The organism is Streptomyces sp. SP18CS02 (genome assembly GCF_036322365.1).
In the GTDB taxonomy this organism is placed as follows: domain Bacteria; phylum Actinomycetota; class Actinomycetes; order Streptomycetales; family Streptomycetaceae; genus Streptomyces.
This window is the reverse complement of sequence record NZ_JAQYXC010000288.1, coordinates 84,143-104,776: the sequence shown is the minus strand read 5'-3', so window position 1 is coordinate 104,776 and position 20,634 is coordinate 84,143. Positions and strand designations below refer to the sequence as shown.

Below are 20,634 nucleotides of genomic sequence, written 5' to 3'. Positions count from 1 at the left end.
GCAGCGAGGCCGGGAGCGAGGGGCGCGCAGGCCGCCCGGCAGACCGGAACACGTGGTGGGAGCCTGCGGCGAGGTCACCGGAGGCGTGGCCGGGGAGGGGCGCGGGGGGCGGCCGGAGAGGTGATGTCACCCGGTGGCGGGGGCCGGCCGCGGCGGCCGGTCGAAGACGCAGTCGCCGCACAGGCCGCCGCCGGGGCAGCGGTAGTACAGACAGCAGCTTCGGCGGCGCAGGTCCGGGCCGCGCACGGTACCGGCGAGGTCGGGGTGGTCCAGGAGCCCGGCGGTGAGCGAGGCGGCCCGCCGCGCCGCGTCGGGACGGCCATGGGTGTGTGCCCAGCGGGTGAGCTCCCGCAGGGCGCCACCGAGCGCGGAGCCCGCGTTGCCCCACAGCAGGCGCGGCGATACGGGGCCGCCCCGTCGCAGCGCCTCGGCCAGGGGCACGAGGTGGCCGAGCTGGACCGCCTCGCGGATCTCCTCGACGGTGCCGGGACGGGTGCGGCCGGGCTCCCACCACAGGTCGTCGGGCGAGGCCAGGGTGCCGTCCCAGTGCAGCGAACCGGGCGAGAGATCGGGAAACTCGCCGTACAGGGCGGCGGACCCGAGCGCGATCGACCACAGCCGGGCGGCCAGGCCCAGATGGGCGATGGAGGCGGCGACCCGGTACTCGGGGGACCGCAGCCGGGCGCCGACCAGTGCGACACGGGCCGCCAGGGGCGCCGCGCCGACGGCGTACACCCGGCCCAGCGGTTGGTGCGAGCCGTCCGCGGGGGCGTCGGTCCGCAGGGCGAAGAACCCGCCCACCGAACCCGCTTCGTCCAGATCCACCGTGCCGCTCCTCCCCCGCGCCGGCCGGTCGGCAGGCCGGCGGGTCCACCGTAGCGGCGGCCGTGCCGGGGCCCTCGCGGGGGTGCGCGCGGGGCACGGGCCACGGCCCGATGAGCGGGGGCACACCCCGCGCGGCCCTCGCGTACGACGACGGCGGCAGGACGGCTCACGAACGGTCCGGGCGCGGTATTGCACGTGGTCGCGCCCGCGACCGGGCCGCTCACTCCGTGCAGCCGCAACCGGCACGGCACGACATGGTGCCGGTACCGCCGCGACGGACCGGTCCCCCGAACCGGCCGGGGCCGGTGGAGCCGTCCGGTCCGGCCGGGCGGTCAGAGCCTGACGCCGGCCGCCCGGAGGTAGGCGAGGGGGTCGATGTCGGAACCGTACTCAGGACCGGTGCGCACCTCGAAGTGGAGGTGCGGACCCGTGCTGTTTCCGGTGGATCCTGAACGCGCGATCCGCTGCCCGCCGCTGACGTTCTGTCCTTCGCGCACGGTCAGTGCCGACAGATGGGCGTACTGGCTGTACTTGCCGTCGTTGTGGCGGATGACGATCTGGTAGCCGTACGAACCCGCCCAGCCGGCCGAGACGACCCGGCCCGACGCGACGGCCTTCACGGCGGTGCCGGTGGGGACCGGGAAGTCCACGCCCGTGTGGTAGCCGCTGGCCCAGGAGGAGCCCGCCTTGCGGTACGCGGTGCTGGGGCCCGCCTCGACCGGTGAGCTGAACTTGGCGGTCTTCGGTGCGGCGGCCGGCTTGACGGCGGGTTTCGCGGCGGGCTTCGGCTTGGCGGCGGCCGGTCCGGCGACGGGCTTGGCGGCAGGCCTGGGCTGCGCTCCGGCGGGCTTGGACGCCGGAGGCCTGGCGGCGGGTCTCGCCGGTTTGGCGGGCGCGGTCCGCAGGTCCAGCTTCTGGCCCGGGACGATGAGGTCCGGATCCCCGCCGATGACCGTGCGGTTCTCGGCGTACAGCCGGTGCCAGCCGCCGTCGACCCGCTTCGCCGCCGCGATGCGGGAGAGCGAGTCGCCGCGCGCCACCGTGTAGCTCTCGCGCTGGGTGGGCACCGTGGTGGGCGTCGCCGCCTGCGACTTCCGGGCCTCGGTACGGGGCGCGGGCTTCCGGCCCGGCGCGATGTCGGGCGAGTCGCCGCCGCGTGTCAGTCCGGCCTTGACCGAGCAGGCGGGCCAGGCACGCGGGCCCTGCCCCTTGAGCACCTTCTCGGCGATGGCGATCTGCTGGTCCTTGGTGGCCAGGTCGGCGCGCGGTGCGTACCGCGTACCGCCGTAGGCGGCCCAGGTGGACTGGGTGAACTGCAGTCCGCCGTAGTAGCCGTTGCCTGTGTTGATCTTCCAGTCGTTGGTGGATTCGCAGGCGGCGACCTTCTCCCACACGTCGACCGATGCGGCGTGCGCCGATCCCGCTCCTATCAGCGGGATCGCCATTCCGGCACCACTCATCGTGAGAGTGAGCGAGGTCCGGTTGATCCGGCTCGGCTGGTACCGGCGGTGTCGTCCGCGTACGGCCATGAATCCCCCTTGCACACGTCAGCAGCCGCCCCAAATTAGAGGCTGACCCGGCCTCGTGACAAGAGGGGGGCCGTGGATCAAATGCCCGTTCGGCAGCGCCATTTGAGGGGCCATTCGGCGGCATCGGGAATCACACGCGGCCGGTACGGCTTGATGATCGATGAACGCCCTGCTCGCGGGGCACGTATGCATTCGTCGCGTGCGTGCGGACGTGGGGGGCACTGCGCTGTCGGCTACGGAGTTCACCGGATCACAGGAGTACATGAATGAGTGGCACTGCCCAGATCGGCGTCACGGGGCTCGCGGTCATGGGCCGCAATCTCGCCCGCAATCTCGCCCGCAACGGTTTCACCGTGGCGGTCCACAACCGGACGTCCGCGAAGACCGAGGCCCTGGTCAAGGAGTTCGGCGACGAGGGCGCCTTCGTCCCGGCGACGACCGCTCAGGAGTTCGTCGCGGCTCTGGAGCGGCCGCGCCGCCTGGTCATCATGGTGAAGGCGGGCGAGCCGACGGACGCCGTCATCCAGGAATTCGCACCGCTGCTGGAGCCCGGCGACATCATCATCGACGGCGGCAACGCGCACTTCGCCGACACCCGGCGCCGCGAGAAGGAGCTGCGGGAGCGCGGCATCCACTTCGTGGGCGCCGGCATCTCGGGCGGCGAGGAGGGCGCGCTGAACGGCCCGAGCATCATGCCGGGCGGTTCGGCCGAGTCGTACGAGGCGCTGCGTCCCCTGCTGGAGAAGATCGCCGCGAAGGCGCCGGACGGCACGCCCTGTGTCACCCACGTCGGCCCGGACGGCGCGGGCCACTTCGTCAAGATGGTCCACAACGGCATCGAATACGCGGACATGCAGCTGATCGCGGAGGCGTACCACCTGCTGCGCGAGGTGGCGGGGTACTCGCCGGCCGAGATCGCCGAGACGTTCCGCACCTGGAACAGGGGACGCCTCGACTCGTATCTGATCGAGATCACGGCTGAAGTGCTCGCCCATACGGACGCCGCCACCGGAAAGCCGTTCGTGGACGTCGTCGCCGATCAGGCGGAACAGAAGGGCACCGGCCGCTGGACCGTGCAGATCGCCCTGGACCTGGGCGTTCCGGTGTCGGGCATCGCGGAGGCCGTCTTCGCGCGCTCGCTGTCCGGACACGCGGACCTGCGCGAGGTGTCCCGCTCACTGCCGGGGCCGGCCCCCCGAGCGCTGGACAAGGCGGAGGCCGCCCGCTTCGCCGACCAGGTGGAGCAGGCGCTGTACGCGTCGAAGATCGTCTCGTACACACAGGGCTTCCACCAGATCCGGGCGGGCGGCGACGCGTACGACTGGGGCATCGACCTGGGCGCGGTGGCGTCGCTGTGGCGGGCCGGCTGCATCATCCGGGCGGTGTTCCTGGACCGGATCCGGGCCGCGTACGACGCCGAGCCGGGGCTGGCGAGCCTGCTCGCGGACCAGCGGTTCGCGCAGGAGATCGGCACGGCCCAGGACGACTGGCGTGCCGTGGTGGCCGCCGCCGCCCGGCAGGGCGTGCCGACGCCGGGCTTCTCGGCGGCGCTGGCGTACTACGACGCGCTGCGCGCGCCCCGGCTGCCGGCGGCGCTCACCCAGGGGCAGCGCGACTACTTCGGGGCGCACACGTACCGGCGGATCGACCGGGAGGGCTCCTTCCACACCCTCTGGGGCGAGGACCGCTCCGAGGTGGGGACGGACTGACCCGGGGCGATCGCCACCGCCCGGACGCCGGGGCGGCCGATCGAGTACGGCGGCCGCCCCGGCGTCCGGGCGGTACGGAGCCGGCTGTCGCGGCGGCGTCAGGTCGCCGGGCCGGGCTGCGGTTGCGGATCGGGTACGGGGTCGGGCCCCGGCGGCTTGGGAACCGGGTCCGGCGACGGCCCCGGCGGGGGCGACGGGGTGGGTACGGGCCCCGGTGCCGGACCGGGTTCCGGTCCGGGTGGCCCGGGCTGGGGCACGGGCGTCGGCGGCACGGGGTCCGGCGGCGGGGGCGGAGGGGTCGGCGCCGGGGGCACCGGGTCGGGCGGCCCCGGAGGCGGGGTGGGCGCGGGGGGAACGGGGTCCGGGAAGGGATGGGTCATCTGGGCCCCCAGGTAGAGGTCTGCCGTGCGTCTTCAGGTTCTCCCGCTGCGCCTTCCCACGCGCGGCGGGATCACTCATCGTCGTACGTCCGCCACCGCTGCCGCAGCCGCCGCGAGACCCGGACGAGGGCTGGAAAGCACCGGGATCGTCGTCCTCGCACGGCCTGCGGCGTCGGCCATCGACGCCTGGGCCAACAGGATCACATCCGCGTCCTCCACCGAGTCCACGGCCTTGGCGACCACGTCGAGGTACCCCTCCCGGTCCCCCGTCTCGAACAGCTCCCAGGCGTCCTCGACGAGCAGCGCGCGGATGTCCGGGGAGCGGCCATGCGCCACTTCGTCCCGCACGAGCGCGACCGTGGGTTCCACGGTGCCGGCCACGGTCGCGACCACCACGATCCGGCGCTCGGCGGCGGCCGCCGCCGCCATCGGCCGGTCCACCCGCAGGACGGGCACGGCCGCCGGCACGGTCTCGGCGACGCCGCCGATCGTGGAGCAGGTGCACAGCACAGCGGTCGCGCCCGCCGCGACGGCGTCGGCGACTGCCGCCCCGATGTCGTCGGCCACGGCTCGGGGGCCGTGGACGCGGGCGCGGTCGAGCAGCGAGGCGTCGACGCGGTGGAGCAGTGCGAGATCTGGATGGTCCAGATCCCGCAGGGCGTCGAAGACCGGGACGTGGACCGGGGAGGTGTGCAACAGAGCCAGCACGGCGGGCGGCGTCACCGGTTCGGGCGGCCGGCTGAACCGGCGCCGGGCCGCTTCCACCAGGTCGGCCGGGGGCCGGGGAGCCTGGTCGGGGTGACGCTCGGCCCACGTGGCGGCGTGGGGGCACAGCGGGACGACCGGAACGCCTTCGCGGGCCGCCCTCGCGTAGAGCTCCCGCACGAGGGCTCCGGCGACGCCCCGGCCCTCGTCGTCCTGCCCCACGGCGCAGTGCAGCGCCACCAGGGCGTGCGGCGCCTCCTCCAGGACCGAGTAGTGGAGGGCACCGAGGTACCGGTCCTCCTCCGACGCCTCCAGGCGCCTCTCGGCCCGGTCGTCGCGGATCCGGACTCCCACTGCCACGCCGAAGCTCCTCGCCGGGCTCAGCCGCGCGCGGACGCGACGGCGTGCGGGCTTCGCACGGTCCCGCTGCCCGGCACCGGCCGGGACGGGTCCGAGCCGAGCTCCACGATCCTGTTCTCCGCGTCGACATGGACGACGCGCGGTACGAGGGCACGGGCCTCGGCCTCGTCGACCTGGGCGTAGCTGATCAGGATCACCAGATCCCCGGGGTGGACCAGATGGGCGGCGGCGCCGTTGATACCGATGACACCCGAGCCGCGTTCGCCCTCTATGACGTAGGTCTCCAGTCGGGAGCCGTTGTCGATGTCGACGATGTGAACCAGCTCGCCGGGCAGCAGATCCGCCGCTTCCATGAGCTCGGCGTCGACGGTGACCGACCCCACGTAGTGCAGGTCGGCCTCGGTCACGGTGGCACGGTGGATCTTGGACTTGAACATAGTACGCATCATCGGGGCACTCCTGGAGCTAGGCTCCCTGCCTGCGTTTTTGCAGGTCAAGGGCGGTTTCCCTACCCTACAACGAGTCGCGCGTTCGGTCAGCTTTCACCAGGTTCTTGAGGACTGATGCTGACCAATTGCCGACTTTGCTGACGCGCCATCAGGTGACTGCAGGAGAGCTTCGCCAACCCTCCTGGACCCCACCGCGACGACTACACAAGCCTAGCCAACAGCCTCCGGACGGTGTCCGTGATCACCCTCACTCTGGCGGCCTGGGGGGCTAGGAGCGAGGGCGGCCCCACGGGATCGGGGTGCCCACCGCCAGGGGTCAGTCGGCCCAGGCCCGGGCTCTTCTTCCTGGTAGACGGCGTCGCCGGCTCACCTCGGCGGACAGCCGCTGCGTACCGCCAGCCCGCACCGAAGTCGGCGACCACCGCTTCCTCGCTCCAGTCGGCGACCTCATGCCCGTTCTCGGTGCGCAGCCGCAGGCCCTCAGAGGTATCCGTGACCGTGTCCGCACCCTCGATCTCGCTGTCGGACTCCCCAAGCCGCATGACGGCCCCGACGACGTCCTGAGGGTCGTCGCCCTCGCGGTCGTCATTCGGCTGGGGCTCCCAGCCCGCGCTTCTGGCTGCCTTCAACACGGCCTGCTGGTCACGCACGTGGAACTCTCGGAGTATCTCTACCCGAATGACCGGACCAGCCAGATCAGCGAGCCGTGCGTCGTTCGGGGTGTGCACGGCGCGCGGGACCGCGTCGACGTCCTTGCCCTCATCCACGTCGTCGCCATCAGCGATCTGCTCCCATTTCAGGAAGCTGCCGGGAGGCATGAGCCAGACGCCCGCGAGGGCGTGCCGTGCGGCACTGCGGAGGGAGGAAGCCGGAGCATCCGGCAGTTGGGCGCACAGCCTCTCCAGCGGCTCGGGCTTCCAAGCATCGGCGGAAGAACCGATGGCCTGCTGGAGGATACCCACCGCCTGCTGCGCGACTTCGGGGTGCCGACAGGTGAGAACAGCCTGCAGTGAGGCAGGGCCCTCTCGGTGGTGGACGAGAGCGAGGATGCGGCTCTTGCTAACGAGCTCGTGCGCGGTGGGCGGTGAGACGTCGAGAATTCCGGCGGGGCTCGGTCTTCACTTCTGCTGCGCGGGGATCAGGTCCGCGGTCTGCTGGTGGGAGAGCGGGCCGGCGACAGCCTGGACAATGTCGCTCGCGTGCTCGCGGCGGCCGAGGTGGCGGGCCAGTGCCCGCCAGTTCTTCAGATGGGCGATGCCGTGCTCGCCCCGGATCCGCGAGGAACGCGCCTTGCGCTGTCGCTCGTACATCTCCTCGTACCAATCGGGGGCGTCCTTCTTGAACTTGCGGTGTGGCGGTGTCACCACGCGTCCGCCGGTCTGGGCACCGAGGCCCTGGTAGCCGGCATCGGCAAGGATCTCGGCCGTAGGCCCGTCAGCCAGGAGCTTGACCAGCCCTAACTGACGGGCGTGTGTGATGTCCGCGCAGCTCCCGGGCTCGGTCGGGCTGCACCACAGCACGCGCCCCTCGCCGTCCGCGACCACCATGGATTTCACGGCGTTCTGCTTGTTCTTGCCGGAGATGAACCTGTCCCCGTCCTTGCGTCCGGCAGCGGCCCGCCGGACCCGGATCTCAGTGCCGTCGACGATGCCGGTCTTCCCGCTGGCGCCGAGGTACTCGACGACATCGGCCAGGGCCCGCAGCCGCACGTCGGGGCTCACGGTGCACCCCCGCTCGGCGAGCAGGGGCCGCACCTCGCCTATGGCCCGGGTGATGGTGGAACGGTCCACATCGAACCAGCAGGCCAGCGCATCGTGAGTGGCACTGTGACGGAGATGGACGAGGGTGGCCAGGAGCCGGTGGACGAACGTGAACCGGTGCTTGGCACCAGCGCCCACGGCACGCTTCCGCGGCCGAGAGGCCAGCTTGGCCTGATGACGCTCATGCCACAACGGACCCACCTCGGTGATGAGTTCAGCAATCACATCGGCAGACAAGCCCGTGATCCGGCGATTGCCGACGATCACTGCACGAGTCACGGTCCCCACCACCCGCCCATGATCAGCCATCCCGGCCTCGACGTCTCACCGCCAACCGTGCACGAGCTCGTGAGTACCGCAGTTCAGGCGCCCTTCTGCCACTCGGCCTTCAATGACGCCGTGCAGAGGCTCGCGCACGTGCACGACATGAGGAACGACAGCTTCATCGTCGGCTGCGGGGACTTCTTCAAGGCACCGCCTGCTTCCGGCTCGGCCAGGGCCGGATCGAGACATCCTGGTCCTTCTCCACGACACCGTTGCCCTGGGCAATCACGGTTGGGATCACCACTTCGAGCCCACTGACCCGTCGATCCGCAGGCGCGCACGGGCGCACAGCGTGCCGGTGAGGCCGCTGAGCGCATATCACCCGGGTGGGCGGCTCCGTCGGCGCATCTGCCCGGCGTCACCTGGAGCCGACCCGCTCTGGCCGCCCGACCCAGTTCCGCGGCGTCCGCAGGTTGCCCTCCAGGTCAGCGGCTACCGACCTGATCGTCGCTCCAGGCCGCGACTCGTACAACGCGACAGCGTCCGCCTTGAACTCCGGCGGGTAGCGCTTCGTGACCATGGGACATCCGTTGTCCCAAGAGCCGAGGGCGGTACCCATGGAAAACCGGGATGCCGCCCTCGGTGGTAGTGCTCAGAAGTCAGCCTTCACAGGACATGACCTGGAGGTTTCCGTCATCGACGACGAGCTCGTTGTAGCCGAACCTCTCGCCCAGCTCGCGGTACCGGAGGTACCTCGACTTGCTGACCGGAATCAAGTACGCCTTGAGGACCCGCAGGAAAAGCCTGAACCCGAGGTCAGGGTCGGCCTCGATGACGACCCGTTCCAGCGACGGGACCACGTCCGGCACCCCGTAGTAGGGGTGGTCGGCGGTGGTGTGCTCCAGTTCCGGGGCGAAGGCTCGCACCTCGGCGAGGACCGCGTCCCTCAGTTCCGGATCGCAGACGGGCGCAGGAGGAAGGGCCTCGAATCGCGGGTCGTCCCGGCGGATGCGTTCCTCGCAGACGTCCACGATCTGGCGGAGCCAGTCGCGTCCATCCATCCATAGCTCATCCGGGACGAACTTGGAGCGCACGGCCGCACACCACAGGATGTCGATCACCCTGGTCGGCAGCGGTGAATCCAACAGCGTGAGAGCGTCTTCCCGGAGGGTAGGTGCGTAGGCGCCCTCCCCCCAGTCCGCGGCATCCACGACGATTTGCAGCGGAGCGAACTCGAAGGTGCCGTACCACTTGGTGAGGCCACTCAAGCCGAAATCGATCCAGATGTCCTTACGGTCCATTGCCAGTCACTCTCACTCCGGGTGCGATGTGTAGACCATGTATCCGGGCTTGTGCCGGGACCTCTTCAGGGTGATGGAGACCCAATTTCCGGCTTGATGAGCATCCGCAACGCCCGTGTGAGGGTAGATGGTCCCGAGTGAGCCCGGGTTGTCCAGCTGGACCTTGAACGGCTTGAGGTGCGCCGCGCTCTCCGAGTCCCTGGGAGTCTTCTTCATCCATGCTTCCAGCTCCTTCCTGTGAGTCGCGTACCACTTCGCGAAGGCCGCGTCCACAGATGCCTGGGCCGTTGCGAGGTCCTTCCAGACGCTCGTTACTCCCGGATGGCCGGGGATCCTTCGCATGTCGTCGATGGCCTTCTGAACCGCGTCCTGCGGCTTGATGGTCACATGGTCCCTGATCGTGTGGGCACCCCGGTCTCCCTCGTGCAGCGTGAGGTTCAGGCAGTTGTGGACGAGCACGTCGTCCGGCCGCTGACCCTTCGTGCGCACGAAGAAGGTGTGCAGGTCGTCGACGGTGAGGTCGTAGACCGTGCGCGGAGCCACGCCCGAGCGGTCACGGAGGGCCGTCAGCGCGCGGACGGAGCCGTCCGGAGTGCGCAGCCGGTGACCGACGCGCAGGTCGGAGACCAGCGTCCAGCCTTGGTCCACGACGTAGAACTTGTGACCCGCGGTGCTGGTCAGCGTGTTGCCGCCGGCGACGGTGAGGTCCACCAGGCGCTCGGTTTCGTGCTGGAACGTGCCGGTGACCATTCGGGCCTGCAGCTTGCCGGAGGCCGGGTCGGCCGCCGTTACCAGGTCACCCATACCCACCTGGCTGATGGGCCGGTGCGAACCGTCCGCCATCAGCACCTGGGTGGCGGCAGGGAAGCTGTTCGTCTTGCAGGCGGTGAACGCGTCCTCATAGGCGTTCACCGACCGTTCGAGCATGGCGAGGGTCGCGGGATCCAGGTCGAGGGCCTTGAGGGCCTTGAAGGCGTCGGCGACACCGACGCCTGTCTTCATGGCGGCGTCCAGGGCCCTGATGCCCTCGGCGACTTTAGCGAATGCCTTGCCGGGGAGGAAGTTGCTCGCGGCCCAGGCGCAGCCGCCGGCGCTGCCGTGCCAGCAGTCGACGAAGTCCTGGACCAGCGCCGCCTTGATGAGCTTGTAGGTGAGGGTCTGCTGGATGAGCTCCAGTTTGGAGAAGTACCGGGTGACGTCCTTCTTCAGGCCGGGGGTGCGCTTGCTCTCGATGAGCAGGGTGTCCTGCGGGAGGCAGCCGCTGGTGCCGGCCGTTGCGTCGGGGTTGGTGCAGAGGAAGAAGTCGACCACCGCGCTGAAGGTGACCGTGAAGGTGGTGGTGCAGCCCTCGAAACCGACTGTGATCCCGCAGGGGTCGCGCTGCTTTGCGTCGGTGATCTCGATGCTGTCCTCATCGACGACGTACCACGTGCCGCCGACTCCGGTGCCCGCACCAGTAGAAACCTGCTTGTTGGCGGCGTTGCGTGCCGCTTCCTCTGCCGCCTTCTGTGCTTCCTGGGCGTATGTGAGTGCGTCCTTGGCAGCCTGTTCGGCTTCGGTGGCGGCGGCGTCGGCGCGGTTGGCGGCGGCTCGTGCGTCCTTGGCGGACTGCTCGGCGGTGGCTGCGGCCTGGCGTGCGGCTTGGGCGTCGAGGGCGGCCTGGTCGGCGGAGTCACGGGCCTGCTTGGCATAGCCCTCGGCGCGTCCTGCCGCCTGGTCGGCGGCGGCCGCGTCTTCGGTGGCTTTGCGGTCGTACTCGATCGTGCGGGCCAGGGACGCCGATGCCTGCGCGGCGGCCTTGGCGGCGTCGGCCGCGTAGCCCAGGGCTTCCTTCGAGTAGCCGCGGGCATCCGCGGCGTGCGCGGCGGCGTTCGCCGCGTGCTGGTAGGCGATCTTCGTGTCGCCCTGTGCCTGGGCGGCGAGGTTCTTGGCCGCAGTGGCCTCGGCCTGCGCGTTCTTGGCGTGGGCGTCGGCGACGGCCTTCTGCTGGTCGGCGATCGACTTCGCTGCCTGCCCGGTCAGCACGACCAGGCTCGCGGCCGCGTCAGTGGTGACGTACGGGGAGCCGAGCTGAATCGCATCGTTGGCGGGCTTGGCGACCTGGACGGCGGCGCTCCCCGCATCGACCGCGGCCTGAGCGGTGACATAGGCGAAGCCTGCGGCCTTCGCCGAAGCCGCGAGGGCCTTCCCGGCCTCCTTGTTCGCCTCGTCCGCATGCGATTTCGCGGCCTTGGCAAGCTTCTCCGCGTCGTCGGCCGACTTGACGGCCATGTCGGCTTCGGAGGCGGCGTGCTCGGACGCCTTGATGGCGTCAGCTGCGGCGCTGTGCGCGGTCGCGACGGCGGCGTCGGCCTTCAGCTTGGCGGCTTGGGCGTCGTCCGCGTTCGCGCGGGACCGCTTGGCGGCCGCCTCGGCGCGGGTGGCCGCGGCGTCCGCTTCCGCTGCTGCCTCGGTGGCGGCGTCGGCCGCCGACCGGGCCCGGCCGGCGGCCGCTTCGGCATCATCAGCGTGCTCGTCGGCCGCGTCCGCCGCCGCCCGAGATCCCTGGGCGTTGCTGTCGGACTCATGAGCCTCGGCGTACGCCTCCTTCGCGTCCGCCTTGGCGCGGGAGGCGTCGGCCTTCTGCTCGGCGTCCCAGGCGTCGTCCCGCAGATCACGCGCTCTGTCGCGGGCCTTGACCGCGTCGTCCTTGCGCGCGATCGCGGTCGCTTCGGCGGCGTCGGCCTTCTCCTTGGCGGTCTTCGCGTTCGCCGCCTCGGCCTGCGCGCTCTGCTTGTGCTGGTCGGTCTCGGCCCGCTTGGCGGCGGCAGTGTCCTTCTCCGCCTTGGCCGTCTTCTCCTCGGCCTCGGCCGCGAGCCGCTTGGCATGCGCGTCGGCGGCGGCCGCCTTCGCGTTCGCTTCCGCCTTCAGGGCGACGGCGAACTTGGCCTCCGCGGTCTCCTTGTCCTTCTTGGCGTTGTCCCGATGCACCTTGGCCGCATCCGCCGCTGCCTTCGCCTGCGACTCGGCCGTGCGCGCGGCTTCCTTGCGGAATTCAGCCTTGACCTGGGCGGCCTGGGCCAGCGCACGCTGTGCGATCGTCTCACTGTCACCCGCGGAGGCCCTGGTGGCGGCCTCAGCGGTCTCACCGGCTTTCACCATCGCTGTCAGCGCGGCGACGGCACCCTTGGTGACCTGAGCCTTCTGCTGACCGACCAGAAGACCACGACCTCGCGGCGCCCCCGCGACATCCGCGATAACGTACGCCGCCTGCTCAGCGGCATCAGAAGAAACGGCCGCCTCCTTGGCACTCTCCAAGTGGCCCCTGAGCACGGCCAGCTGCTTCTTGGCCGCCGCCTGGGTGTCGGTGATGCCCTTCTTCGCCTTGTCGAACTGTGCCTTCTGCGGGTAGGACAGGCTGCCCGTGCCCTTGTGACCGGACGGCTTGATCAGGAACTTCTGCGCACTGGCGTCCTTGCAGTCCCACAGCCGCGCGTGCGTCCTCTTGGTGAACGCGCTCAGGTCCAGGCACTTGCCCGTGGAGAGGCTCTCCAGAGGCGAGGCCGCGCGCACATCGCCCTTCCACGACTGCCCCTTGGACTTGTAGCAGTCGAAAATCTGGACCTTGGTGCCGTTCGCCACCGCGTTCCCGGCCACATCCAGGCACTTCTGCGAGCTGGCGCTACGCAGGTGGAGATCGTCTTCCGTGCCCTCGACCAGCCACTGCTGCGGAGAGGTGCCGTTGCAGGTGTAGACCTGGACCGGCGTGCCGTTGGTCTTGCCACCGCTCTGGACATCCAGGCACATGCCCTTCGCGCCCGGCACCTCGATCGTCACGTAGCTGTCACCGATCCAGCCCACACCGCCAGGGGACCAGTAGTCCTGCCAGCGGGACAAATGGTCGGCGACCCAGGAGTGCCCCAGCAGGTCCCCCAGCGTCTTCGCGCCCGCGGCCAGGGACTTGTCGGCGTCCCTGTTGGCGGTCAGGAGCTGGTTGCGCTGCGCCTGCTGGGAGGTGATCTCCCGCTGCCACTCCGCCGCTGCGGTGGAGGAGATGTCGCCCAAGACCTTGTTCGGGTCCATCGGGTCGCGCCATGCGCACGACGCGAACCGGGTCTTCAGGTCCTCGACCGCGACGCGGTACTCCGCCGACCCCGGCTGCGGAGCGGTGCGGGGGAAGCCTCCGGAGGCCAGGAAGATACGGGCGTTGTCCGCACCCGTGGGCTCCATTGACCGGTTCGTCAGATACTCGAACCCGTCGCGCTCGGCGAGCTGACGGTCCCACTCAGGCAGGTTGGGATCGGGGTCCTTGCCATACAGCGGAGTCCCGAGATCCTTGACGGCCTTCACCGTCTGCTCATCGGCCTTGGGGGTGGGATCCTTGTAGAAGTCGCTGTCGTTCTTCCAGAACCGGTCGGAAACCCACTTCGACAGACCGGTCTGCTCATAGAACGTGCCCCTGCCATCCCCCGTCCCGCCCGGAGGTTCATGGAAGTTCGCTATGGGCGGCCTCGCCAGCCCCTCGAGCGGCCTCTTCCACGTGTTCCGCAGGGCGTTGAGGCTGCCCATCTCCTTGGACGACGCTTCCCTGTCCGATCTGTACGCCTGCGCGAGCGGAGTGCCCTGCCAGTGCTGCCGGTTGGCCAGTACGCGCAGCTTGTCCTGCGGCTGATTGAGGCCGTCCTGCGCGACGGCGGCCATGGACGGCCCGCCCAGGCGCAGCACGTCGGCCATCAGGCACTGGTCCTGCCGCAGCTCCTCCGCGGCCGTGACCTCGAACCAGTCTTTGGAGCCACCCGCCAGAGCGGCCTGCTGTCCGGAGAGCCGGCCGAGGACGTCGGGTTGCACAGCCGGACCACCGAAGACGGACAGAGCGGCGACAGAGGTGACGACAGAGATGAAACGGGCAGATGGTAGTGATCTGGGTCTGAACAACCCGGGTCCAGGGCGCAAAGCAGCATCCTTCAAAGAGAACAGCCGTGGCGAAAGTGAAAGACGGACGAGCCGCCCGATGACGTGGTGGTGACGCGCGCCGGTCAGCCCGCAGCCCCGGCACGGGAACAACAGCAGTCGGCGTCGACCGAGACGGCCCTCACCGTGAACTGGTACTGCGGCATGGCGGTCCGTCTCCCCCACGACGGCCCTGTCCCCGCGGGCAGCCGAGCGAGTGCGCGCCATGGAGGAGTGGCCACATCACCTGAGCGCGGCGATCGCGCGGCCGACCGATACAGCCCTGCCACGCGCGGCCGCCACCAAGGAGGGGCATGACCGCATACGGGTTGCGGTCTCCGGGCGGCCTCGGAGAGCGGGCACCATCACGAAGCTTGAGGCGAACGGTCCATCCCGTCCTCGCACCACTCACGCTGAAGGAGCTCGGCAGGCCGATGCCGATGGAGCTGCCGGCAGACCCCATCGACTTGACCGTTCCGGGAGCTGTGGCGGGAGCCGTTACGGTGCGCCGGATCTCTTCGCACGGGTGACGGCCCGGAGAGCCCGGCCGCCTGCTGGCGTGCTCTGCACGATCTTCCCGGTTCCGCTGTACTTCCCGATCAGCGCGGAGGCCCGCTCAGCGGAGCCCGGAGGCAGTGTCTCGGCGGCTGGCACAGGTGCGCCTTGGGCAGATGTGGTGGCGGAGGCAGCGACGGTGGCGACATCTGCCGCCCCACTGCTGCGCGGCGCCCTACTGCGCCGAGTGACGTCTTGTCCATGTACATGTGTTCCCCCCGGAACGATTGCTAGCTCAAGCGCACCGTCTCAGGTCCTGGTCAGGGAACGGCCTCGCCTGTCGCTCTAGACAAAGTTCACCATCAATGAACGCTTTCCAACATGACGGAGGCCACACTTCCGGGTGAAATAAACGCCGGACAGGCCGGCGATGCACCTGCCTTCACCGCCGTCAGAACGCCATCGACGCCACTGCGGCGCGAACCCGGCACAGGCGAGGCACACCGCAGGGCGCCTTTCCGCCATCTCGCCACCCTCGTTGGCGGAGCACGGCCCAGGGGCTCTTGTTTGCGTTAACACGGCAGGGCCATACTCGGCAGAGCCATCGATCCAAGGGGTGCGACAGCACACCTCTGGATTGTCATGCACGCAACATTCCCTTCGAGCCCAGTCCCACGATGGACCAAGCGGTCTTCCACGGAGGTACTGAATGAAGCGCCAACACACCTACGCCTATCGACACATCGCAGCCATGGCAGGAGTGGCCGCACTCGTCTTCGGATCGCTCACCGCGGCGAACGCCACCGCCGCACAATCCTCGGGCACCAAGGGCCTCCTGACCTCCGCTGCGGCAAGCGACCTTGCAGGCAACCTGACATCCAGCATCAAGGGCGCCACGGCCGGCGCCTACTACGACGCCGCGGCAAAGAAGCTCGTGGTGAACGTCGTGGACCTTGCCGCAGCGGAACGGGTCGAAAAGGCCGGTGCCGAGGCCAGGCTCGTCAAGCACAGTCAGGCGCAACTGAACTCCGTCAAGAAAGACTTGGACGCCACCGCCGCGCCCGGTACGTCGCGCGGTATCGACCCGATCAGCAACCAGGTCGTGGTCACCGCCGACCGCACGGTCACGGGAGCGGCACTCAAAAGTCTTGAACGGCAGGTGGCGGCCCAGAACGGCAAGGCTGTACTGCACCGGACCGCAGGCTCGTTCCAGCCCCTGCTGTCCGGAGGGGACGCGATCTACAGCCCGCGAGGGCGCTGCTCGCTGGGCTTCAACGTGGTCAAGGACGGCCGGCCCTACTTCCTGACCGCCGGCCACTGCGCCGCGATCGCCGGGACCAGTTGGTCCGACGCGGACGGCGCCGCCGCGGTGGGCACGGCCGAGACCTGGACCTTCCCCGGTCAAGGCGACCACGCACTGGTGAGGTACACGGCCGACGTGCCGCATCCGAGCGAAGTCAACCTCTACAACGGCAGCACGCAACAGATCACCGCCGCACGTGAAGCGGTCGTCGGCGAGAAGGTACAGCGCAGCGGCTCCACCACCCGGGTGCACGACGGTTCGGTCCTGGCGCTCGACGTCTCGGTCACCTACGCCGAGGGCACCGTGCACGGTTTGATCCAGACCGATGTATGTGCCGAGCGGGGCGACAGTGGCGGTGCCATGTTCGCCGGATCCGACGCACTGGGTCTGACCTCCGGCGGCAGCGGCAACTGCTCTCTCGGCGGTCGGACGTTCTTCACACCCGTGACGGACGCGCTCTCCGCGTACGGCGCCAGCATCGGCTGAGACGCTCACCGCTCCCCCGGTGCCGGCGCCACCCGTGCACCGCGCAGGTGCTCCGGCCCTGAGGGCGACTCCCCTCGGCATCAAACGGCTGGTCCTAGGCACGGAACACAGGCTGACCGCCGCCTCCTACGAGGCGGCGGTCTTTCCACGTCCAGCCGTCACCGCGCCTCCTCGCTCTGGTGGTGGCCCTCGCCGAGCAGCATCGTTGGCCACGGTGGACCGGCGGGAATCGCCATGCCGTCGGCCGCCCTTGCGGAGCTCCGCATCCGCGGGACACACGGGTGGCCGAAGCGTCGGCCGGGCCGACTGTTCGCCGGACCGCGGGTCGCAACGACGACTATGAGGGGTACCGCCACCTTCTCCGGCCCCGCCGCCTCACTCCGAGAATCGCGCGCAAGAGCACAACCAACGGCTTCCGCCTGGGCAGGATCCGCTGGGCCTCGCGCATGGCACCAGTCAAGCGGCTCCGGATCCGCTACGCGACGGGAGCCGACCTTCACCTTGCCCTGCACCAACCCATCCGCACTTCCCCGGGAAGACTCCGCCCCTCATTCTGAATCGATCACTGACGAGCTGGTGCGTGATGGCGGCTGAGGGTGTGGTGGTCTGCTGGAGGGTTGCGATCCAGGCTGTTGTGTTGGCGGCGGAGAACCACAGCCCGGGCGCGTACGCATTCTGGCCCGGCGGCTGCGGGGGCCGGCCTGATCAGCGGCAACGTGCGGTCGCCGCCGCGGGACCTGCTGCTCAACCGGTCGGCCACTTCCGCACGGCATCACCGACCCGAGTCGGCGAATCCTGGCTCTCTTCACCTGCCGGTCGCGACATCAGACGCGGGCTCGCGACAGGCCGATCCTGTCGAAGCTGCGGAGACCGGGAGGGCGACAACCAGCGAACCGAACGAGTACGAACGGCGACAGCGGTCCATGGAAACGGAGTTGCGCGCATATCTACATCGGCGGCTTAACCTCGCTGGCCGAAATCGCATCCTCCCGGGCATGACAAGTATGCAAGCCGTTTCCAGGGGCGCCGCCCCAGCCGCATCGTCGTCGCCGTCGCCGTCGGCCGGTCACGGGCTTCCGCAATGATTGCGAGACGTGGGACGGTGCGAAGGCCGCCGTAGGCCGGGCCACGGTCATCGCGGACGGCGGTTACCGAGGTACCGGCCTGCTCATCCCACACCGCCGTGAACGCGGCCAGGCCGAACTGCCAGCGTGAAAGGGGGGAGCGCAACTCCTCCCATCACAAGGTCCGGGCCCGTGCCGAGCACGTCTTCGCGCGGATGAAGTCCTGGAAGATCCTTCGCGACTGCCGCCTAAAGGGGGACGGCGTTCACACCGCCATGCTCGGCATCGCCCGCCTGCACAACCTCGCCCTCACGGGATGACTCCCGCCCCATGTGCTCAGTCGATACAGAACTCGTTGCCCTCGATGTCCAGCATCGGGATGCATGAATCATTGCCGTCATACAGCGTTCGCACGTGTACTGCGCCGAGCGGGACCAGTCGCGCGCGTTCGGCCTCAAGTACGGCGAGGCGCTCTTCCCCCACGAGTCCGGTGCCGACCCGCACATCAAGATGCACCCGGTTCTTGACGGCCTTCCCTTCAGGGACGCGCTGGAAGTACAGTCGCGGGCCCACACCTGAGGGATCTATGCAGGCGAACCATGAATCCCGCTGCTCAGGTGGCTGCGAACGCTTGAAATCATCCCACGTGGCAAACCCCTCTGGTGGCGGCGGTACGACGTACCCCAACACCTCGCACCAGAATCGAGCGAGACGCTCAGGTTCTGCGCAGTCAAAGGTGACTTGGAACTTCTTGATCGCTGACATCGGTGCACCGTACCAAGGGGGCTTGAGACTCTACCGGTCATTTCCCCAGGGGGATCCGCCCGCGACCCCGCCGGGTCCTCGGCCGCGTTGGACACCAAGTGATCAAACCGGACAGTCCACGAGAACGCCACGACCCCGGCGGCGGAGCCCACCGGTGGTCCCCAGGACTCAGTCCTGACCAACTACCCTCATGCCGGCATCATCACGGGACAGCCCTTAGCGTGCCTCGGTTCGGGCTGTGCCCAGTCCGTTTCTCCGCCAGGAGATGGACGAGATCTCTGCGACAACTACTCGCCGCACCTGACCACCAAGCGGTGCCGCCCTGGTCGCGGACTGGGCCGAAGCCAGCAATGTCGACGACACGCTCGGGCCGGGTCCGGGGCCTGCCCGGACCCGGCCGATCCGGATCCGGTCCGTGACCGCTACGGGAGCAAGGGCCGCGGCAAAGACGAGCCGCCGCGGGCGTATCCGCCGTCCGGAAGCGCAGGCGGGCCGCCTCACGCGCGGGTACGTGATGTGGTGGGGGAAAGCAACGCGGCCGGCACACCGGCCTCAGCTCCTGGATCGTCCTGATCTGCGTCATCACGCTCATCGGCCGATACACCCATATTGCGGCCAACACGCCCTGCGGAAAGTCCTCTTGGTGTGCCTCCCTGAGATTTCCGGGGGCAGAGTGAACCCCGGGACGCATTCACTCGTCTGACTTGACGGCATGCGCCGAAGTGCAACGTCCTCCAGGGCGAGGGCCTTTGGCATTCATTTCCAGAAAGTGAGATCACCCCCCATGAGAATGTCTCCACTCCGCGACGGCACCCGTCGCCTCGGGTCCGCCGGCCTGACGGCGAGTGCCTCCCTGGCGCTCCTCGCCTTAGCCGCGACCGCGGCCACCGCCCACGCGGCCCCGACCGGGAAGGACAACCCGAGCAGCCACATCATCGGAGGCGTCGAGCAGCCCGACAACGCCTACCCCTGGATGGCGGCCCTGCTCTCCAAGGGCTCCGGCAGCGCCAAGGACCGCCAGTTCTGCGGCGGCAGTCTGATCGCCCCCACCGTCGTGCTCACCGCCGCCCACTGCGTGGCCGACACCGACGCCAAGGGACTTGAGGTCGCCGTCGGCCGTACCGTCCTGTCGAACAAGAAGCAGGGCCAGCTCCGCGACATCGCAGGTGTCTACGCCCACCCCCGCTATCTCAAGGGCGACGAGAGCTTCGACCTGGCCCTGCTCGAACTGGCCAAGCCGATCACGAACATAGCCCCCGTCAAGATGCCCACCGCCGGCACCGACGCCCTCCTGCGCCCGGGCCATAAGGCCACGGTCATCGGCTGGGGCAACACCAACACCGAGATCACCACCTACCCGGACCGCCTCCGTGGCGTCCAGGTGCCGCTGCTCTCGCACGCCGAGTGCAAGGCCACCTACCCCGACTACGACAACGCCGTCAACGTCTGCGCCGGAGTCGAGGGCAAGGACTCCTGCCAGGGCGACAGCGGGGGCCCGCTCTTCCGCCAGGTCTCCGGCCGCACGTACCAGATCGGCATCGTCTCCCACGGCGAGGGCTGCGCCGAGCAGGGCGCCCCTGGCGTCTACGCCTCCACCAGCTCCGCCGAGCTCTGGGGCACCTTCGCCGAGGACCCCGAGCGCAAGCGCCTCAAGAAGCTGATCAACCGCTGATCCGGGTCCGTCCGCGCGGCACGGCCTCATGACGCGACCGCGCCCGGACTGCCCTCTGGGCGCGGTCGCCCCGCGACGCGGCCGGCTACCGCCGGCCAGGCCGAGCCACTGGTCGGGTAGCCGGGTCACGTCGCCGTGACCCGGCCCCCTCAGAACCGGACCTGTTTCAAGGCATCACGGCTCAAGCAAGCCCGAAGGCTTCAACGCCGTCAAGCGCGCACACCGCCACCGATACGGCCGGAGGCGTGAAGGTCGCCTCCCGCTTTCCCCTGATCCTTCGATCTGCCGGCATTCGCCTTTTGAACGATCCTTTTCCCGCTGAAGAGTTGGGCCTTTCTTGCGGTTGGCTTACCGGGCCGAGGCCCGGAGTCCATCCAGGTTTCCACGTCCCACACAGGTAAGTTGCGAACTTTCCAGGGGTTTTGCCTGTGAAGTTGTTGTCCCGGATCACCGCAGTGCTCACCACCGCTGCGCTGCGCCGGCCGTGCTCATCACCTCGCCGGCGTTCGCCGCCGACGCGGAGGTCTCCGCCTCGCCAACCCGTCTGCTCCGACCGCACCTGCCCAGGCGGCACCGGACCAGGCCGGGAAGGACCGCAAGACCATAGCCGCGATCATCGCCGACCCGATGGCCAGCGA

Annotated in this window: 13 protein-coding genes and 2 pseudogenes; 4 read left to right on the top strand and 11 right to left on the bottom strand. The window is 69.6% G+C overall.

The genetic code is table 11. The features are described 5' to 3' along the window. Positions 1-126 precede the first annotated feature (126 nt). Positions 127-825, bottom strand: coding sequence for a (2Fe-2S)-binding protein (locus PUR26_RS18985; protein ID WP_329873595.1), 699 nt, complete (start codon positions 823-825; stop codon positions 127-129). Positions 826-1,157: 332 nt separating this feature from the next. Beyond that, positions 1,158-2,354, bottom strand: coding sequence for a transglycosylase family protein (locus tag PUR26_RS18980; protein WP_329873594.1), 1,197 nt, complete (start codon positions 2,352-2,354; stop codon positions 1,158-1,160). A 266-nt stretch (positions 2,355-2,620) separates the two neighbouring features. On the opposite strand from PUR26_RS18980, the gene gndA reads away from it, so the two are divergent. Beyond that, on the top strand, positions 2,621-4,063 hold the full coding sequence (gene gndA / locus PUR26_RS18975) for an NADP-dependent phosphogluconate dehydrogenase (RefSeq protein WP_329873593.1): 1,443 nt from the start codon (positions 2,621-2,623) through the stop codon (positions 4,061-4,063). 455 nt (positions 4,064-4,518) lie between these two features. Here the strand turns inward: gndA and PUR26_RS18970 are convergent, their stop codons facing one another. The 8 genes and pseudogenes from PUR26_RS18970 to PUR26_RS18940 all read right to left on the bottom strand — a co-directional run bounded on the left by PUR26_RS18970 (position 4,519) and on the right by PUR26_RS18940 (position 13,995). Then, complete coding sequence (locus tag PUR26_RS18970; RefSeq protein WP_329873850.1) at positions 4,519-5,151, bottom strand: aspartate/glutamate racemase family protein; 633 nt, start codon at positions 5,149-5,151, stop codon at positions 4,519-4,521. An 18-nt stretch (positions 5,152-5,169) separates the two neighbouring features. Further along, positions 5,170-5,508: pseudogene (locus tag PUR26_RS18965) on the bottom strand (GNAT family N-acetyltransferase); the annotation flags it as partial. Between the two features lie 20 nt (positions 5,509-5,528). Further along, positions 5,529-5,957: an aspartate 1-decarboxylase gene (panD, locus tag PUR26_RS18960; protein ID WP_329873592.1), complete on the bottom strand. Its 429-nt coding sequence runs from the start codon at positions 5,955-5,957 to the stop codon at positions 5,529-5,531. 200 nt (positions 5,958-6,157) lie between these two features. After that, a complete protein-coding gene (locus PUR26_RS18955) occupies positions 6,158-6,775 on the bottom strand; it encodes a hypothetical protein (protein WP_329873591.1) in 618 nt (205 codons plus the stop codon). A gap of 300 nt (positions 6,776-7,075) precedes the next feature. Continuing rightward, positions 7,076-7,855: a transposase family protein gene (locus PUR26_RS18950; RefSeq protein ID WP_329873590.1), complete on the bottom strand. Its 780-nt coding sequence runs from the start codon at positions 7,853-7,855 to the stop codon at positions 7,076-7,078. Between the two features lie 544 nt (positions 7,856-8,399). Further along, positions 8,400-8,561 (bottom strand): transposase, encoded by a 162-nt coding sequence (locus tag PUR26_RS34705; RefSeq protein WP_443077107.1) that lies wholly within the window; start codon positions 8,559-8,561, stop codon positions 8,400-8,402. Positions 8,562-8,640: 79 nt separating this feature from the next. Further along, positions 8,641-9,282 carry a hypothetical protein gene (locus PUR26_RS18945; protein WP_329873589.1) on the bottom strand — a complete coding sequence of 214 codons (642 nt, stop codon included), beginning with the start codon at positions 9,280-9,282 and terminating at the stop codon, positions 8,641-8,643. A 12-nt stretch (positions 9,283-9,294) separates the two neighbouring features. Then, positions 9,295-13,995 (bottom strand): ricin-type beta-trefoil lectin domain protein, encoded by a 4,701-nt coding sequence (locus PUR26_RS18940; protein WP_443077118.1) that lies wholly within the window; start codon positions 13,993-13,995, stop codon positions 9,295-9,297. Positions 13,996-15,415: 1,420 nt separating this feature from the next. On the opposite strand from PUR26_RS18940, the gene PUR26_RS18935 reads away from it, so the two are divergent. Next, on the top strand, positions 15,416-16,495 hold the full coding sequence (locus PUR26_RS18935) for a S1 family peptidase (RefSeq protein WP_329873587.1): 1,080 nt from the start codon (positions 15,416-15,418) through the stop codon (positions 16,493-16,495). 1,059 nt (positions 16,496-17,554) lie between these two features. Further along, a pseudogene (locus PUR26_RS18930) lies at positions 17,555-17,879 on the top strand (transposase); the annotation flags it as partial. 16 nt (positions 17,880-17,895) lie between these two features. On the opposite strand, the gene PUR26_RS18925 reads toward PUR26_RS18930, so the two are convergent. Then, positions 17,896-18,324, bottom strand: coding sequence for a VOC family protein (locus PUR26_RS18925; RefSeq protein WP_329873586.1), 429 nt, complete (start codon positions 18,322-18,324; stop codon positions 17,896-17,898). Positions 18,325-19,108: 784 nt separating this feature from the next. On the opposite strand from PUR26_RS18925, the gene PUR26_RS18920 reads away from it, so the two are divergent. Beyond that, positions 19,109-19,996 (top strand): S1 family peptidase, encoded by an 888-nt coding sequence (locus tag PUR26_RS18920; RefSeq protein ID WP_329873585.1) that lies wholly within the window; start codon positions 19,109-19,111, stop codon positions 19,994-19,996. Positions 19,997-20,634: the final 638 nt, after the last annotated feature.